Source organism: Fluviicola sp. (assembly GCF_039596355.1).
Classification (GTDB): Bacteria; Bacteroidota; Bacteroidia; order Flavobacteriales_D; family Crocinitomicaceae; genus Fluviicola.
Window position 1 is genome coordinate 856,176 of record NZ_JBCNJW010000001.1, and the last position, 15,830, is coordinate 872,005.

Below are 15,830 nucleotides of genomic sequence, written 5' to 3' on the forward strand. Positions count from 1 at the left end.
TAATTATCGTTACTTTCTTTTTAAATCGTGTTCGAAATAATTTTCTCCAGGAACAGTAATGGAAATTTTGCTTAGGTCACTCGTATCAATCCAACCTTTTCGCTGACTTGTATCGACAAGGCTTTGGTATAAATTACCTGGAACTCTTTCATTAACTTGCTTGTAACAAGTATATATTTGATTTAAGCCAACATCAGTTGTTTTTAGCACCTCTTTTAGATAATGAATGAAAACCAAGTTTTTTTCAAAGTTTGAATTCGCTTCAACTTTTGCATAGAAATCCTTTAGGCTTTCTGATCCTTTAGGATGAAAGTTAATAGTTTTATCAAGTGTTAGTGGCTGACTTTTACCTTTTGAAGTGCCTTTTTTGCTTGGACTCGAATTAGTTGATTTTGTAACACCCTCTTTAACGGTTTTAGTTGTTTTTGAAATTTTTGCTGGACTACCGCTAGTTCTTGATAAAATTTCTTTGGCTTTTTCAATGCCAGGGTCAAGAATAGAAAATTGATTGTCACTTAATGGATTGATATAGTTTGCAGTAACAACGGTTTTGATATTTCCGCTTAAATTTTTAATTCTTTGTGGTGTTTTGCGTTTGGTTTGCTGATAGCAATTAATAATGTCTTGACGTGTAAAAATATCTTTTCCGAAATTTGAGGTGTAAAAGCTATAAATTGTAATCCATTCTGTTTCGCTAGAAGGAAGATTCTTCATCATAACACTTTCTATAGTCGGGTAATTTGTGTTTTGTAGTGTTGAAGTGACAACTGTTTCCGCAATTATTTGAGCTTCAATATTTTCATGCGAATTGGTAGAGATGTTATCAAACTTACTAATGTCTTGAATGTTTGTAGTATTGAGAGATAATTGTTTTGCAACAAGGAAATTACCCAACGTATCCATCAATCCTTTTGCAGCAGGATCAGTGAATTCTGCTTCAATAGATCGACCGTCAACTGTTTCTTGAATTCGAAGTTTATTAATCGCTCCATTCGATGAGCTTTTCCTTGAAACATCTTTTCCACAAGCCTCACAGCACTCATCTTCTACAGATAATGGTTCTCTACAATCCAAGCATTTTACTTGTGTTTTGCATTTACCGCAGAACAAAGAAGTTTCTTTTAGTGGTTTTTGACAACTTGGATTTGGGCATTCAGTGATATTCATAGCGTAGGTTTTTATTCATTAATTTTTCAACTGTAATTCTCTACAGACTTCCTTTAATAATTCACAAGGATCAACGTCAATCGCCAAGGCAATCAAGTACAACTCGTCCGCTCGCAATTTCGTGCTGGCATTATTCGTCAATTCACTTAAACGTGTTTTGCTGATTCCAGTCTTCCTGGAAACGTCTGAACGGTTTACTGATTTTCGGGAAAGAAATAATCCTAATTCGGTCATTATTGTCTGTTTTTCTGAACATAAATCTACCAAAACAGAACAATTTTTCCGAAAATCTGAAAAATCATTTGGAATTTTATCCGAAATTCGATACGTTTGTTTAGAAAATCGGATAAAAAGTATTAAAAATAAGAATATGTCACTTCAAAGAGCCTACACAAAATCGCAACTGGAAGCATTAATCTTCAGTCAATTAGAAAACTTAAATGAGATGAATGACTTAATCAGTATCATGCGCCATCAGAATGAGTTGTTGAAGAAAGCCAATAAGAAGCTGAAAGAAGAAATAACGGATTTCAAAGAACGCCAAATAAAATATCCTACCAGAAGAAAGCGAACCGTCTAAAAGTGAAACAACGGCAAACTATTGTAGTCCATGAATCCCCAACAACAAAACAACAAAGCTCCGACTGTTACGATCGGAGCTTTCATCTTTAACTTACTGATGCCTAAACTGTACTTAAGACATACTTTAATGCGTATCAATATTATGTAAGATGCGCATGCCGGGTTTGATGTATTTTTCTACTTTTTGAAAGAGTGTCACGGGTTGTGTTTTTCCGTTAATGATCAAGGCTTTCTCGTTCAGTTCGAAGGAAAGAATTTGCTCGGTGTATCCCGCTTTTTTCAGATCGTCCATAATTGTTTCAGTGATGTCTTTGCGAACGGCTTCCACACGCTGTGCTTCTTTTTCCTGCAATTTCAGCTTGGCGTCGATCTTGCGCGACTGTTCATCAATTTTACGGGATTGCTCGTCGATCTTGCGGGATTCAATATCAATCTTTTTTGATTCGACCTGAATCTTAGCTTGTTCTTCCTGGATGCGTCGCTGTGCTTCGTCGTGTTTTTTCCAGTCGATCTTCCCGCTTTTTTTACTGATTTCAGCATCAATAATCTTTACCTGCTTGTCGATAGCTGCTACATGTTTATCAATCACTGCTGTATGCTTGTCAATGATTGCTGAGTGTTTGTCTATAATCCGGGATGCTTCATCAATGATGCGTTCTTCTTCTGAAACATCGACTCCGGTTGCATATTCGCTGTTTTCTTCTGAAGCAATCACCGATTCATACATGGCAATCAATTGCTTGATTTCAGGAAGGTAAGTCTCCCGTTTCTTTCCGGTGATCAATTTCCCGTCGACCTTAAAATGCTCCAGATTTTCAGGAACCTGGTACAGCACTCCATTGTTCTTGAAAATGTATACGTGAAATTCTTTCCCTTTTTTTCCATCCACATAGCGAATAGAAGTTCCTTCAGGAATCTCCTTCGGATTGTATTTATTGCTGCTCAAAGTGTCTAGTACCGGTGGCTTGATTTCCTGTGCGGAAGAAGAATTGACGTTCAGAACCACCAGCGAAAAAATGACACTCACTGCGACACAAGCCGACAGAAAGTACTTTTCACGGACGCTGAGCATCTTGTTGCTGTTGAAAAGAATTCTTTTGGCACGGTCAGCCAGCTTCATCTTCTGATCGCCGAACTGCAGTGCGAAACGCTGGGTGTTCAGGTTGTATTCCTGGAAGGAAATCAGGGCGTTGACAAATTCCTTTTTATTGTTTGTAACGCGGATCGCCAAATCATCGCAGCAATTTTCACGTTCATCCTTCAGCAGGGAGGAAATCCACAAGATTCCGGGATTAAAGAAAAACAAGATCTCAATGAATGTTTGCATGAGATTGACAGCATAATCACTGCGGCGAATGTGTGCCAGCTCGTGCAGCAAAATAGCTTCTACTTGTTCCTGGGGAATATGGCTCAGCAATCCGACGGGAACCAAAATAATGGGTTTGAAGAAGCCTGTTACCGATGGAATCGTGACTAATCTGGATTCAAGTAATTGAACCCGACGTCTGATCCGGAGTGAAACCTGGAGTTCTGACACGCGTTGGCGCCACATTTCCGGTGGAGGAATCGTTTGATAATTTCGGGCACGGTAAACCTGGCGCAAATCGCCCGTCATGCGGATGCATTTAAACATAAAAATGGCCAGCCAGCTGAAAAAGATCCACGAACCGGATTTGCTGATGAATGCAGAAATCTCTGAAAACGGAGCACTCCCCTCTTCATCTGCGGCAGTGATTGCGGGTGTAGCAGATAATACATGGTGTTCTGTTTGAAGATCACTCTTGATCACTTGATCTGCTTGTGAAACGGACGCCTGTGTTTCAAGTTCGTTGTAGAAAATGAAACCGATTGTCACTAAAAAGACAACACTCAATCCCGTGAGCAAATTATACCGGGCTGCTGAAGTTGCTTTTTTAGTCAGCAAAAGGGTCAGTCCTGCCAGGAGAGCCGCAGCGAGTCCCAGCCAAAGGGAATGGACTAATGTCCAGCTGACTGCTTTGATGATAGAGTCGTTTACTAAAGAATTCATAGTATGAAGGTTTTAATGGGTTTTATTTCTTGTCCAGTTGATCCAGCATGGCGCGGATTGCATCCAGTTCTTCCTGTGAGGTTTTCTTGTTCCCCAGCAGCTGCATCATCAGGTTGGTACTGGAGCCGTTGAACATCGTATCGATGAACTTATCAAGCAGAACGGTCTTCGTTTGATTTTCCTCGATTGCCGGGCTGTAAATATGCTTCATACTCGAGGCATCGCGCAGCAGCATTTCTTTCTCAGTCATGATCTGCATCAGCTTCAATGTGGAAGTATATTGTACGGCACGTTTCTGTTCATTCAGGTAATCATTGACGAAACGAACGGTTGAAGGACCGTTTTTCCAAAGAACCTGTAAAATCTCCAGTTCTGATTTTGTCGGTTCCGATTGCGGATTATTTTCAGAGTTTTTTGCTTTCATGTTTCAAAGGTACGATTATTTTCGTACGAAACAATATTGAGGTGAAATTTAACAAAAAACGAGCAGACAAACATAGCGTGATTGGATTAAGGGTAAATTAATTTTGTCTGAAAATGTAGATTAATTTTCTTTGATCGGAATGACTTCAAACTGAAATTCTATTGCTTGGTATTTTGCTTCTGCCGATCTATTTAGAAATAATTCAAATTCCATTTGATAGTCAGATCCTAGAATTTTTGAATCACAAAAGGTCAATTTAAATTGGTCAAAGCTGTCAAATATGTCCTTAATGATTCTACTCAAATAAAAATGATTTTGATTTCTTCGTTCATTAGTGATAACTGATTGAACGAACCATTTTAAATTAATAGAATTACTATAAATGTATTCTATAAAAATTTTATTTGCCTCTTTATTTGGTACCATATATTTTTTATCGTTCTCATATAAAAAAGTATTGCAGCAATGATAAAGATCCCAAATTCTATCATCTGGAATCGAGGCAAATTTCAAATAGCATTTGAAATAGTTTAATGTTATCTCTGTTAAATCATTTTTTGATAGCGGGAAGCTCTCCAGAAGATATTCATTTCTGATCATATAACTGGCAAATTCAGCGAGAAATCTGTAGGGCTGCTCAGATGTTTTGAATATTGATAAGAGAAATTGTTTGTAGTCTTCGCTATTATTGTTGTAGAATTGCTTAGACAAATAATGATTTGTATCGTTCAACTTATAATAGAAATCATCATCAAAATATCCGTATTTAACCATTGTCCGGTCCATTATTCTATTTTTCTTAGTTCCTAAATAGACAATCGCTTGGATGATTTTTTCAAAATCATCTTTTGATTCCAATTCACGTATATCAAGAGCTTTAAATCTAGTCATTAGTAATAGTTTCTTACAATCATAGCACCATTGATCAATGGCGATCTTTAGATCATTAAGATTCCCTTTTGTACCATTTTGAAATTCAACTTCAGATAAATCACTTGAATTCAATCTACTTATGAAATACTTGTCAAAATTGACAACTCTTCTTACGGAAAGATGTCCAGGACTATCGGTGAAATTTTTATCTGGAAAAATGTTTGTGATTAAGTTAATTAATGTTCTGATTTCATGATTATCAAATGAAAACTTATTTTTTTCTGATTCAAGTACTTTTTGGAGTACTGAGATAGATTCTTTATTTGATTTATCGGGATCCTTTTTGAGATAACCATTATTTTGAAGATAAATGGATGGATTCAGATATAATTCCCAGTATACGGAGGGGAATTTATAGTGTAATAAACTCAAATTAAAGTATTCTTCAAATTCGATTTCCCCTTTAATCTTTTTGTATTCTGGAATAAAATGGATGATAAATCTTTTGATATCGCGAATTGAAGTTATGACCTTTTCTATATAGCTGGTCTCTTTATAAATCTCTCGGTCAATCATATATTCGATTTTACTTTTAACCTCTGGAAAATGTTGTGCTATTTTTTTTGATAAGAGTTGAGTTAGTTCTTTACTACTAATCGGAGGTAATTCAACCATTTGTAAAAAAATCTTATCGAGATATTTTGATGATGAATAAGAATTAGATTCTGTAATAGAATTAATAACATATTCTCTGTCAAAGGCGACTAGAAATTTGATCCTATTAAAGCTTCCTGTATTTCGTATTAACTTTAAAAGTTCTATTATTTCTTTTTTATCCAATCGATCTACATCATCAATGATAATAACAACATTTTTGTTTAGTTTTTTTAGAGTTTCATTTATTGATTGAAATCTGTCTTCCAGATCGATAGTACTATCAAGGTTTAAAAATGATTTTATTCCCTGACTCCATGATTGGTTGTTTGATTGAAGGAGTTCGCTTGCATATTCGTTAATCTCTTTGGAAACTGTAAAGCTGTATTTTTCGAGTTGGCTTGAAAGAGTTTTAAAAAAGTCACGAATTAAAACTTCATGGTTTAAGCTTTTCCAAGGATTAAAGTCAATAATAATGTCTTGGTGATTTTTAAATTGCTCTTTTAAGAGATTCATAAATGAAGTTTTCCCACTCCCCCATTTGCCTGTAATGCCAATTGCTATTGAATTATTACCATTTGTACCAATGATCTTATTTGCCAGTTCTATTGAGAGCGTAGCTCTGTTTAATAAATCTTCATCTTTTACTTGTATTGGGTCATCAATTTCAAATAATGATTCAAGAGAATATCTAGAATAACTTTCTCGAATTATCTGTCTAACAAAAACTGAGATTTCAGCTATTGTAAATAGTATTATAATATCTAAATATTTCCAAGGTTTGAAAAAAGTGTAGTTTATGAATAAGTAATTATGATCAAAAAAACGATAGTATGAATAGGTTATTAGTAGCATCGATACAAAAATCACCCTATACACAGATGATATAAAGTTCATTTTTAATCTATTAATAAAGGTGTAAATGATAATCAAATTGAAAATGAGAAAAAGGGTATCGTTGATCCTGTTGGAGTTTACAATAGCAAACCAATCATTTATAAGCCAATTGTTAATTAGAGACTCAACTTTTTTGTGAAATATTATATAGAAGACAAAAGGTGAAAAAATGATGAGAACCTTGGTTCTGTTTAATTTGATTTTTGACAGATACATGAATAGAAGCATTGAATAATTAAGCTAATTAAGAGGTTTCAATGTTTTAAATTAATTATTGATTTTCAAACAACAAAGAATTAGTTTTCTTAAGAAAAAGATAACTGATTGCTAATTAGAAAATTAATCTATCTTAGTAAAAAATCACTATCATGAAACTAGGCGCAACTGAAATCCTTCTTATTATCGGTATTCCCGTATTACTTATCTTACTTATTTTCTGGGTTGGCAAACTGGCTGGCAGAAATGCAGCGAATAAAGAGTTTTTGGACAGAAACAGGAATAATCCCGATTAAATATCAATTCACCAGCGCCGATTTCACTTCCCGCGGGTCTTTAAACGGTTCCTTCGGTTGATTTTTCGGGGCGTTTTTAGTATTGTAAAACCGATCCAGGATTTGGTAGAGTTCCGGGTGTTCTGTTTTCATTTTTTCCGGACTTTCAAAAAAGAATTCGCTCACAACGGCGAGAAATTCTGCAGGACTGGTGGAACCGTAATTGCGGATGCTGGAATTCCCGGTATGAATCTGGCTCATTTTATTGTTGATAATCTGCAGCCAGGGTTTGATATCGATTTCTTTCATGATCGTTCCCAGCTTTCCATCGATTGCTCCGTCCTGCATGTCGAGGACGTGAACGAATTCGTGGATGGCCACATTTTTCTGGTCGTTGTTATCGTAAAAACCGTGAACGAGCGCTTTCCGTGAGAGCTTGACCTTCCCTTCCATCTTTCCCCAGCCAACCAGCCCGTTCGCGTATTGCTGCGTGTTGGGAATCAGGAACTGATCGGGGTAAATCTCAACGACTTCCAGGTTGGAGTAATGCCAGGAATCAAACCCAAAAATCGGGATGATTGCTCCGGAAGCAACTAAAATCCGGTCCAAATGTGTAACTTCCGTATCAACACCCACAATCTGAACATTCAACAGGAAAACATGCACGCGATTTTCGAATTTAGTCTTATCCAGGGGATTCAAGCGGTTATAAAAAGCGACATGCTTTATCAATAATTCCCTCCATGGATGTGGAAACGGCCGATCCGGGTTCTTTTTGGAACGATTCTTTTTCAAACTGTACCGCGAATAGCTGATCAGGAGACTGATCACGATTCCGATCGCCAGGAAAATATAGGTCGAATTCATAGGTGCTAAAGATAATAGATCAACGATTAAAAAGTGAAACGGATCCAACACATTTTTGAATTTTAGCATGCTTTCAACTCATTGAACGACCCGAAAACCATGAAAATTTGAGCAGATTGGACTTTTGGTGTGAGACTTTTTTATAATTTTGCTTCGTCTTAAAATATTGGTGGGTGGACAGGACTCGAAAACTTGTTTAACTAATATTTTATCACATGAAAAAGATTAGCACTTTATTCAAAAAAGATCCAAACAACTTAGGTCGGGTTATCAACGAAATCAATCCTGAAAATTCCTGGGTCTTGAATGGCGAAGGAATTGCCACCCGTAAATTTGACGGAACCTCAGTAGCTATTATTGGCGGTGTTTTGCACAAAAGATACGATGTGAAAAAGGGACGAACCGTTCCTGAAAATGCAATTCCCTGCCAGGAAGCCGACTCATTGTCCGGGCATCATCCTCACTGGTTACGGTGTGAAAGAGCCAAAAAAGAAGATCAATTCTTCTTCGAAGCCTTTGACGCTTTGCCGGAGATCGTGGATGGAACCTACGAATTGTGCGGACCGAAAATCCAGGGAAATCCGGAGAAATTGGATCGGCATGTATTGATTCCCCACGGAAAAGAAATCATGGAGATCACGGATTTCGGTTTTGAGGCATTCCGCACACTCTTGTCAGACAAGAACACATATATCGAAGGAATTGTATTTCATCATATCGCTGACGGCCGGATGTGCAAAATCCGCAAAAAGGATTTCGGGATCAAACGCTGAACCAGCGATTTTGAAGAGCAGTCGTTTTAGTCAGGAGAAGCCGCCTATCGGGTGGCTTTTTCATTTTCCGCTATCTTTTTTTCAGTTCGAATCCCTAAAAAAGTAGCAATAAACACCAGGTTCCCGATTCCCAGCAAACCGTGATCGAACACAAAATCAGACAGATTCCCCAATAAATCGGATGAATTAAAGGAAAAGAGACTCATCCCGATGAAGAACCCTGTCCAGTGATACCATTTTCCACGATTTATGAGTGCCGTGAGCAGCAGCCAAATCAGAGGAAGCGATAAGAGGAAGTGTTCGGTGTCCGTGATAAAGAAATTCGGAATGAACGCCGCGAAAATGGCCGTCCAGGCCAGGTAAGTATCGGATGCCGGTTTTTTCAGTCGGTAGATATCGTTGATCATCCAAGCGATCAGCACCAAAAGACAAAGCAGCGCTGCCAACCAGCCGATCGGAAGTCCTGTGTGATTTTTTACGAGTGAATCAATCGTATTGAAACTCGACAGGTATTGCCCGTGTGCGACAATGCTTTGAAACCAATCCGTCCAGAGAATCCAGTTTCCTTTGAATCCCACATGAAGCGCCGGGAACAGGAAGAAAAAGAGTCCGAAGCCAGCCATTATCAGGATGGTTTTGATGCGGCCTTTGAAAAGGAGCGGCAGCAGGATCAGGATCATAATGGGTTTCAAAACGATCATCAAACTCCAGTAAATGGCCAGCGGAAGTTCTTTGTTATTCAATAATGCGCTTAGTCCGAGGTTGAAAAACAGCAGCAGCAGCAGGTTGATGTTTCCCAAATGCATTTCACGGGTAATGTGGATTGCAACGCAGGCAAATAGCAGGTAAAGCATGCCGGAAGGAACCCGTTTTGAACCGAAAATAGCAAAGCGTTCCGCCAGCAACCGCATATTCATCACGGAATACATGAATGAGAAAGCCAATAACAGGATGTGTACGATCTGCCCGATTCCGTATGAAAACAGGCATTGAGGGGAAAACAGGTAAAGGGTAAACGGTGCATATTTGAAATAGCCTGTATCAAGTCCGTAGTTGTGTTTGTAGGGATTGTTTCCTGCAAAAAAGTCGCGCGTCGCCTCGTAATACACCCGGAAATCATTCGTCCAAAGTCTGCCGTTGATGGATTCCATAATGGTAAACAAGGCGCAGAACCCTGCAAAAAAAAGCAGGAAAATCCAGTCAGCCCTGGAAATGATTCCCTTGTTTTTTCTGTTCAGCATAAGAGGCGAATTTTTGCGTAAAAGTAAGAATCATTCCCGATTTTGATGTGGGGAATGGAGAATCACTTACTCCCCGATCATCCAATACTCAATAGTGTCATTTTCGGTCAGCAGCGCAACCAGGTTCCCTACTCCGCTCAAAACGGCCCGGTAATGGTTGGGATTGATCGGATTCAGTTGTTCGTCAACCAACTGGTAAAATGTTTTTTGAGCGTCTCTCCGGGCCAATATCAGGGTTGTGATATTGTTACCGATATTGTTGGTTGCGTTGATCGGAAAAATGTCACACTGATCGCACAGAAGCTGGAAATGATCGTTGTATACAGACATGATCGTGTCATTGTACAACGTGAGCAGAAAATGACCGTTTTTTAACCGGATGAATGAAAGCTGTTGCTCATTAAAAGTAAGCAAAGTGTCTCCTTTTCGGTTGCTCAAATAGTTCTGGGATTCGAGCGTATTGTGATAATGTAAAACATCCTTTGTGAGCGCATAAACCTCCAGGTCTTTTATCGGAAACCAATACACACTGTCTTTTTCGGGAGTATAAAGCCCGAAGCATTTGTTGGTGTCATCCGTTCTGTGGATTTCATGAACCTGGATAATATCCTCATTCGAACTGAGACTGAATCCAAAGGTGTTTTTATTGGTTCTGCGGAGTGTTTTTCCGGATGCAGAAACCAAAATGGATTCAAGTACGCGATCATCTTTTGAAATAATCCGGATGCAGGCCGGCTCTTTTTCAAACAAATTATTTTCATCGAGTGAACTCAATGTGGCGTAATTTCCTTTGCTGACCTGAACGGAATAAATCACTTCCCCACCCCGTAACAAAAAATAGGTTCTGTTTTTGGGCGAATAGCAGAATGAATAGGTTTTGTTGGAAACCAGCTCCGTCACGTTATTCAAAACGCGCTCTAAAGTTGCTGCAGCGTATATGGCATAAACCGAATAACCGCTTTTTCCGGTTTGGATATACCTGATTTCTTCTGAGATCCTTCCACCGTTGAACCAGGTTCTGTTTTTCCGCCCGTTAACCATTCCGGGAGTGAAAGTATGAAGTAAGATACCTTTGTTGTTGTATATGTTTACATGATCAATCGTTCCGTGTTCAGCATAGGATACACTGCTCAGATACAACTGTCCGTCCTGTATGAAACTTGAAAAATTAAACTCGGAAACAGCAAGGGTGTCCTCTTTCGCTTCATCGATAATAACCTGTTCATTTTTTTCGGGATTGCGGTACACAATCAGTGATTCTCCTAAATAATCAGACACACTCAAGCCGGGACGCTCTTTGACAAATGGCATTCCCGATTGAGGGAAAAATTTGAGCATGTTTCCGCAAAAAAGAACTTCGGCATAGGGGCCGTGATAACGTGTGTTTTGATTTACGAGAACTTTGATTTCGCCCCTCCCCTTTGCTTCCGGGAACTGGTCTGCCCTGTCAATGGAATCTGTAATACTCCTGGAGTACAAGTAAGCATCCTGTTGCAAGGGAAATGTGGTTCCCTGGAAGAATCCTGCCACACTCCAGCCGCTGAAGGAATCTGTGATGTATTCCCTGGAATAGCCCTGAGTATTGGTTACTTTCAGGATAAAAGCATGTTCTTGATCGGAATAGTATTTCTCGATGCTTTGAATCGGTTCATAATAGGTATTCTTCAGATTCCGGTCGAGTAAGTTGAAAACAGAACCACGTTTTACCACACAAAGTTCCTGTCCGAAATTGTAAATGGTGTCGTAAATGGCTTCCGAAAGCGGGTGATTCTTGTACACAAAACCGTACTTGCCATTTTCCTTGTAGGTGAGAATTCCGTTTGTAAAGAAAACCGCATGATCCGCAAGGTAATCGATGTCATTCAGTGGTTGTTGCTGACTCCAGCAATTGGACAGCGAAAGAAAGACGGAGCAAATGATGAGATAGGCAGATTTCGAAAGCATTGGAATCGGTTTATACATTCAAAGATAAGCAATTTAGCTAAAGAATCATGGACATTGAAATGATTGGAAAACACGTTCCGTCCGGTTGGATTTTTTTATTTTTGAGAGATGAAAAAAATTATTTTCCTTTTCTGCCTGATTCTTTTTAATACGTTTACTTTTTCTCAGAAAATTGAAATCGACTCTCCTAAATCAAAGGGACAGAATAATCAGGAAGTGCGTGAAGAATACAGAGCTGACGGAACATACGTTCGATACCGTGGTAATCGACTGGAAGCTTCTGGTTTTCACAAAAACAAGGTGTTTGATGGAGTCCTGAAAATAGTTGATGGTTCCGGGAGAGTGAAGACGTCGACGACCTACAAAATGGGAGTTAAAGATGGTGAAGAAACAGAGCATTACGGACTTGATCTGATTAGACGAAATTATACCAATGGGATCAAAACGGGTTATGAAACCAGGATAAATGCTGATAGTATTGAGACATTCAGAATGGGACCTTTCTTTGCCGGCGCAAAGAAAGAACTGGTATTCCTTTTCAGAGTGCAAATCCCGTATAAAGAGAATCAGATGCTTGAAAAGCTGGATACAATCTTCCTGAAATCAAATACGGCGGCAGAAATTCACCGCTGGCATTTTTCCAGAAGAAATGACGTGGTTGTGGATACCTTGTTTCATGCTGTTTGTAAATTGCAGATGCATGCTTTCGAAGAGTACACAGTTGGTGCTGTTCAGGAATTGATTCAGAATGCGACTTACAGCTCAGATCAGTTTGATTTTTACAACCTGGATCGTCCGAAAGAAGTAGTCGTTTATCAAAAGGATGGTTCCGTTTCTGCAAAAACGTTTCCTGTTTCGCGCTTCACGTTTTATTCCAACGGAAAGCTCAAAGATTCGATAGTCGTTTCTGAAAACAAGGAACATGATTGTCATTTCAGATTTGATGAACGGGGAAATCTCGTGTTCAAAGCAAAAAAAGAGGTGCTTTCATGGGAGTTTGATCATGAAAAGACTTTTCGGTGGACGTATGATTATTTCAAAGATAACCAGGTTTCATACACGATTTCCACTGTGAACTTCAGCCCTGAAAAAATAGTGAGTTCTGATCCGTTGATTAACAAAGCAATTGCAAAAGGAATGTTTACAGGTATGGATGGAACGGTATACATGACTCGTCCGGATGGTATCATTGATACGGCTTACTCGCAAGAGTTGTTTCCGCTTCGCTATAGAGGAACGCTCAAAACAGGCAGGTATTACTACCTCAACCTGGAACGTAAGGACGAAGTTGAGGCGGTCGAGGTGACTGCAGACGGAATCAGTTTTATTCGTGTGAATCTCACAAATCCAGACCAGGTATCCAAACGAAAGAAGATGAATATCGTTTTTCAAAGAGATTCGCTCTACCTGATGTATGATTACCTGAATACGACCGATCCTGCCAAAAAAATTATTCTCAGCAAATCCGGCAGACTGTATGCTAGTGACTTCCGAAGAAATAGTTTGGATTTCCCCTGGTATGAATCCATTGAGGAGTTAGCCATTGAATCGAAGAAAGATTCTGTGATCCGTTTCCGTACGCTGATGCTTCCTGAAAAAGAATTCCAGGAAGCATTGAAGTTGAAAAGTATTTCCACACTCCCGAAAAGTGAATTCATGGAATGTGTTTCGGAACTGGATCTCATCCGAACACGTGAGCATGCTGTTAAAAAGAACTTGAGTCCGGAGGAATCCCGGATGCTGACACTGGTGTCGCGGCAATTGTTCCATGTTTTTTACCATAAAGGATACAACCCGTACTTTTCGGCAGACGAACTTAAAAACTTAATGCAAAGCTATGGCTTTACAAAAGAGGAAAGTCACTATGTGAAAAGTGTCATCAGGATCTAACCCCTTTCCGGATTGACAACCAGCCTTTCTCACGTCTCAATATTTCGGGGCCATTGATGAATTTGTGCTGTTTCCGTGTCGCCTTCGTATGAACCGATAAAATCTTCAATAAACTGCCGGAACCGGACTAAAGCCTGATTACGAGGGTCATCCGTACCTCCCGGCCAAATCAGTTCGGTTTCACTGCCCGAAACAGGGATAAACGGAACGTATGGAGCTGAGAATACAAATGTAAACAGGAAGGTTACCATTTCTCCGATTGTACCGGTATGAGGAAGATATTTCAATAATTCGGTTGTAGAAAGTTCCTGATCCGGAGCAGGAAGATCGGTGCGTTGCAGACAGGGCGGGTAATTCGGAACAAAGGAAAATACCGGGTTTGCCGTGCTGTTCAGGCGGGATGCTCCGTGAACGGTGATCCGGAAAACGAGGCTTTTGAGAATAGTGATCAGGCTTTCGCGGCTGTCAGGTGATGGAATTCCCGCCACATTGCCGTTTGCCGGATCAGAAGAAGCTGCAACCCAGGCCTGGACTTGTTTGTCGGCCACCACAGCGGCATCGCTTTCCCAGGTTTGGTTTACAAACACGCGCACGTATGCCTCCGAAGCATGAAAAACGGATAAAATCTCTCCGGCAATCGGAAATTGATCCCACTCCTTTTCATTGGAAAAATCACTTGCCTGAATGCCGTTTTGAGCAAGCATTTCATCCGGATTATCCTGCAGGAAGGTTCTACCGGTTGCAAACCGGTCCATCAAAGCAATAAACTGTTCGGCTGTACTAATGGATGTCGGCGGTGCGATTTGTTTCCATAGAAGCAATAATGCATCATTAAACGGAATCACGAAATCACTCTGCGGAGCCATAAATATCCGTAAAGGATGTGTTTCTTCTACGGTATTGTTCAAAGTCATTAATAAAGCCGCCGAGACGATATGCCAGTGATACACGTGTCCGATCCAGATTCCATATACCGTGATGGAAGCTTTGGCTGCCATGAGCGCATAGAGCCAGGAACCATCCGTGCAGACACCGTATTGGTAAACGACGTATGCTGAAGATGCCTCCGGATTGGAAACCGCTACGGAAACCGGAAGCAGTGATTTATCGGCTTGCTGAGCCAGTAATGTGAGTGTTGCGGGAGTGAATCGTGGCGCGTCTTTCACCGTGTTGGCAGGTAAAGAAGCAAACATCCGCAGGTCGATGGCATACAGTTTTCCGTCGTTCATCAATTGTTCTTCCGCGGAAGTCCAGGCATTTCCGAATACTTCTTTGTAATCGGAAGCCATTTCAGGAGTCACTTTTTCAAGAATCAGCAAATTGAACGCAAATCCGTGTTGGGAAATGGTGGGCCAGAATGACCGATTGGCACTTGCAGCCGAAGTCATCGTTTCGATCATTGCAGGAAGCACCTGCTGCCCTTTCTCGTAAACGTAATTAAAAGTTGTCCACGACATCGTAAACTGTTCGGGGTCTGTCAGAGAAAGCAACGTCAGTGGATCGGACTGAGCGGCGCTAACCGGATGCGTGAAGGTATTCAAGCGGTTTTTAACCCGGTCGGGCATTAGTTCCCGTTTCAAAGACGATTTTTTGAGGTCATCTCTCAATGATTGAAGATCAGACATCTTTTCTGAGTCGGAGTTGGTTCCCCGGCCATATTGAAAGGTATACCCGTTGGCGGTTTGATCACCGATGCGGTATTCGTTGCTCATTCCCCATTTGGCCTGTGTGATGGCATAAGCCCGGAGTAATAAGCGGGCCAGTGTACCGATTGTTTCGGTCAGTTGAAAAGGAACCGCAGGAATATTGGGATATCCCAGGTCTCTTAACGGAAGTTTGAAAATGTGTTTCCCGTAATTTTTGGTTAAACGCCAGTAATATACCGCTACGCCAACCAGGGCAAGTACGAGTAGTACCAGGAGTATTAGTTTCCAGTTCATAGTTGAAAGGTTTAGAGGCAAATGAACAGAAAACAGTTGAATCGAAACCAGGTGTTTA

At 40.0% G+C, this 15,830-nt stretch carries 13 protein-coding genes; 4 read left to right on the forward strand and 9 right to left on the reverse strand.

Annotation, left to right across the window (positions count from 1 at the left end; translation table 11 throughout):
• Positions 1-9: 9 nt before the first annotated feature.
• A complete protein-coding gene (locus ABDV94_RS03530; RefSeq protein WP_343604816.1) occupies positions 10-1,167 on the reverse strand; it encodes a zinc ribbon domain-containing protein in 1,158 nt (385 codons plus the stop codon).
• An 18-nt stretch (positions 1,168-1,185) separates the two neighbouring features.
• Positions 1,186-1,401 (reverse strand): helix-turn-helix transcriptional regulator, encoded by a 216-nt coding sequence (locus ABDV94_RS03535; protein WP_343604818.1) that lies wholly within the window; start codon positions 1,399-1,401, stop codon positions 1,186-1,188.
• Here ABDV94_RS03535 and ABDV94_RS03540 point away from each other — a divergent pair.
• Entirely contained in the window at positions 1,325-1,747 is a 423-nt protein-coding gene (locus tag ABDV94_RS03540) for a hypothetical protein (protein ID WP_343605361.1), read from the forward strand. The genes ABDV94_RS03535 and ABDV94_RS03540 overlap by 77 nt on opposite strands.
• 126 nt (positions 1,748-1,873) lie before the next feature.
• On the opposite strand, the gene ABDV94_RS03545 is transcribed toward ABDV94_RS03540, so the two are convergent.
• The 3 genes from ABDV94_RS03545 to ABDV94_RS03555 form a co-directional block, all read right to left on the reverse strand.
• Positions 1,874-3,778, reverse strand: coding sequence for a M56 family metallopeptidase (locus tag ABDV94_RS03545; protein WP_343604820.1), 1,905 nt, complete (start codon positions 3,776-3,778; stop codon positions 1,874-1,876).
• A 22-nt stretch (positions 3,779-3,800) separates the two neighbouring features.
• On the reverse strand, positions 3,801-4,202 hold the full coding sequence (locus ABDV94_RS03550; protein WP_124745684.1) for a BlaI/MecI/CopY family transcriptional regulator: 402 nt from the start codon (positions 4,200-4,202) through the stop codon (positions 3,801-3,803).
• A 120-nt stretch (positions 4,203-4,322) separates the two neighbouring features.
• Positions 4,323-6,626, reverse strand: a complete 2,304-nt coding sequence (locus ABDV94_RS03555) for a P-loop NTPase fold protein (protein WP_343604821.1) — start codon at positions 6,624-6,626, stop codon at positions 4,323-4,325.
• A 368-nt stretch (positions 6,627-6,994) separates the two neighbouring features.
• Between ABDV94_RS03555 and ABDV94_RS03560 the strand changes: the two genes are divergently transcribed.
• Positions 6,995-7,138, forward strand: a complete 144-nt coding sequence (locus tag ABDV94_RS03560; protein ID WP_343604823.1) for a hypothetical protein — start codon at positions 6,995-6,997, stop codon at positions 7,136-7,138.
• A gap of 3 nt (positions 7,139-7,141) precedes the next feature.
• Here the strand turns inward: ABDV94_RS03560 and ABDV94_RS03565 are convergent, their stop codons facing one another.
• On the reverse strand, positions 7,142-7,984 hold the full coding sequence (locus ABDV94_RS03565) for a M90 family metallopeptidase (RefSeq protein WP_343604825.1): 843 nt from the start codon (positions 7,982-7,984) through the stop codon (positions 7,142-7,144).
• 215 nt (positions 7,985-8,199) lie between these two features.
• On the opposite strand from ABDV94_RS03565, the gene ABDV94_RS03570 reads away from it, so the two are divergent.
• Entirely contained in the window at positions 8,200-8,757 is a 558-nt protein-coding gene (locus tag ABDV94_RS03570; protein ID WP_343604827.1) for a DUF5565 family protein, read from the forward strand.
• Between the two features lie 44 nt (positions 8,758-8,801).
• Here the strand turns inward: ABDV94_RS03570 and ABDV94_RS03575 are convergent, their stop codons facing one another.
• Complete coding sequence (locus ABDV94_RS03575; RefSeq protein WP_343604829.1) at positions 8,802-9,998, reverse strand: glycosyltransferase 87 family protein; 1,197 nt, start codon at positions 9,996-9,998, stop codon at positions 8,802-8,804.
• Between the two features lie 66 nt (positions 9,999-10,064).
• The gene (locus ABDV94_RS03580; RefSeq protein WP_343604830.1) at positions 10,065-11,942 is read right to left on the reverse strand and encodes a hypothetical protein; all 1,878 of its coding nucleotides are present in this window, start codon (positions 11,940-11,942) and stop codon (positions 10,065-10,067) included.
• Positions 11,943-12,050: 108 nt separating this feature from the next.
• Between ABDV94_RS03580 and ABDV94_RS03585 the strand changes: the two genes are divergently transcribed.
• Positions 12,051-13,832, forward strand: a complete 1,782-nt coding sequence (locus ABDV94_RS03585) for a hypothetical protein (protein WP_343604831.1) — start codon at positions 12,051-12,053, stop codon at positions 13,830-13,832.
• 29 nt (positions 13,833-13,861) lie between these two features.
• Here the strand turns inward: ABDV94_RS03585 and ABDV94_RS03590 are convergent, their stop codons facing one another.
• On the reverse strand, positions 13,862-15,772 hold the full coding sequence (locus ABDV94_RS03590; protein WP_343604833.1) for a lipoxygenase family protein: 1,911 nt from the start codon (positions 15,770-15,772) through the stop codon (positions 13,862-13,864).
• Positions 15,773-15,830 lie beyond the last annotated feature (58 nt).

Coding starts and splice junctions, on each gene's coding strand:
- ABDV94_RS03575 (WP_343604829.1), bottom strand. CDS start 9,998: ATGCTGAACAGAAAAAACAAGGGAATCATTTCCAGGGCTGACTGGATT.
- ABDV94_RS03565 (WP_343604825.1), bottom strand. CDS start 7,984: ATGAATTCGACCTATATTTTCCTGGCGATCGGAATCGTGATCAGTCTC.
- ABDV94_RS03530 (WP_343604816.1), bottom strand. CDS start 1,167: ATGAATATCACTGAATGCCCAAATCCAAGTTGTCAAAAACCACTAAAA.
- ABDV94_RS03550 (WP_124745684.1), bottom strand. CDS start 4,202: ATGAAAGCAAAAAACTCTGAAAATAATCCGCAATCGGAACCGACAAAA.
- ABDV94_RS03535 (WP_343604818.1), bottom strand. CDS start 1,401: ATGACCGAATTAGGATTATTTCTTTCCCGAAAATCAGTAAACCGTTCA.
- ABDV94_RS03585 (WP_343604831.1), top strand. CDS start 12,051: ATGAAAAAAATTATTTTCCTTTTCTGCCTGATTCTTTTTAATACGTTT.
- ABDV94_RS03590 (WP_343604833.1), bottom strand. CDS start 15,772: ATGAACTGGAAACTAATACTCCTGGTACTACTCGTACTTGCCCTGGTT.
- ABDV94_RS03555 (WP_343604821.1), bottom strand. CDS start 6,626: ATGAACTTTATATCATCTGTGTATAGGGTGATTTTTGTATCGATGCTA.
- ABDV94_RS03545 (WP_343604820.1), bottom strand. CDS start 3,778: ATGAATTCTTTAGTAAACGACTCTATCATCAAAGCAGTCAGCTGGACA.
- ABDV94_RS03580 (WP_343604830.1), bottom strand. CDS start 11,942: ATGCTTTCGAAATCTGCCTATCTCATCATTTGCTCCGTCTTTCTTTCG.
- ABDV94_RS03560 (WP_343604823.1), top strand. CDS start 6,995: ATGAAACTAGGCGCAACTGAAATCCTTCTTATTATCGGTATTCCCGTA.
- ABDV94_RS03570 (WP_343604827.1), top strand. CDS start 8,200: ATGAAAAAGATTAGCACTTTATTCAAAAAAGATCCAAACAACTTAGGT.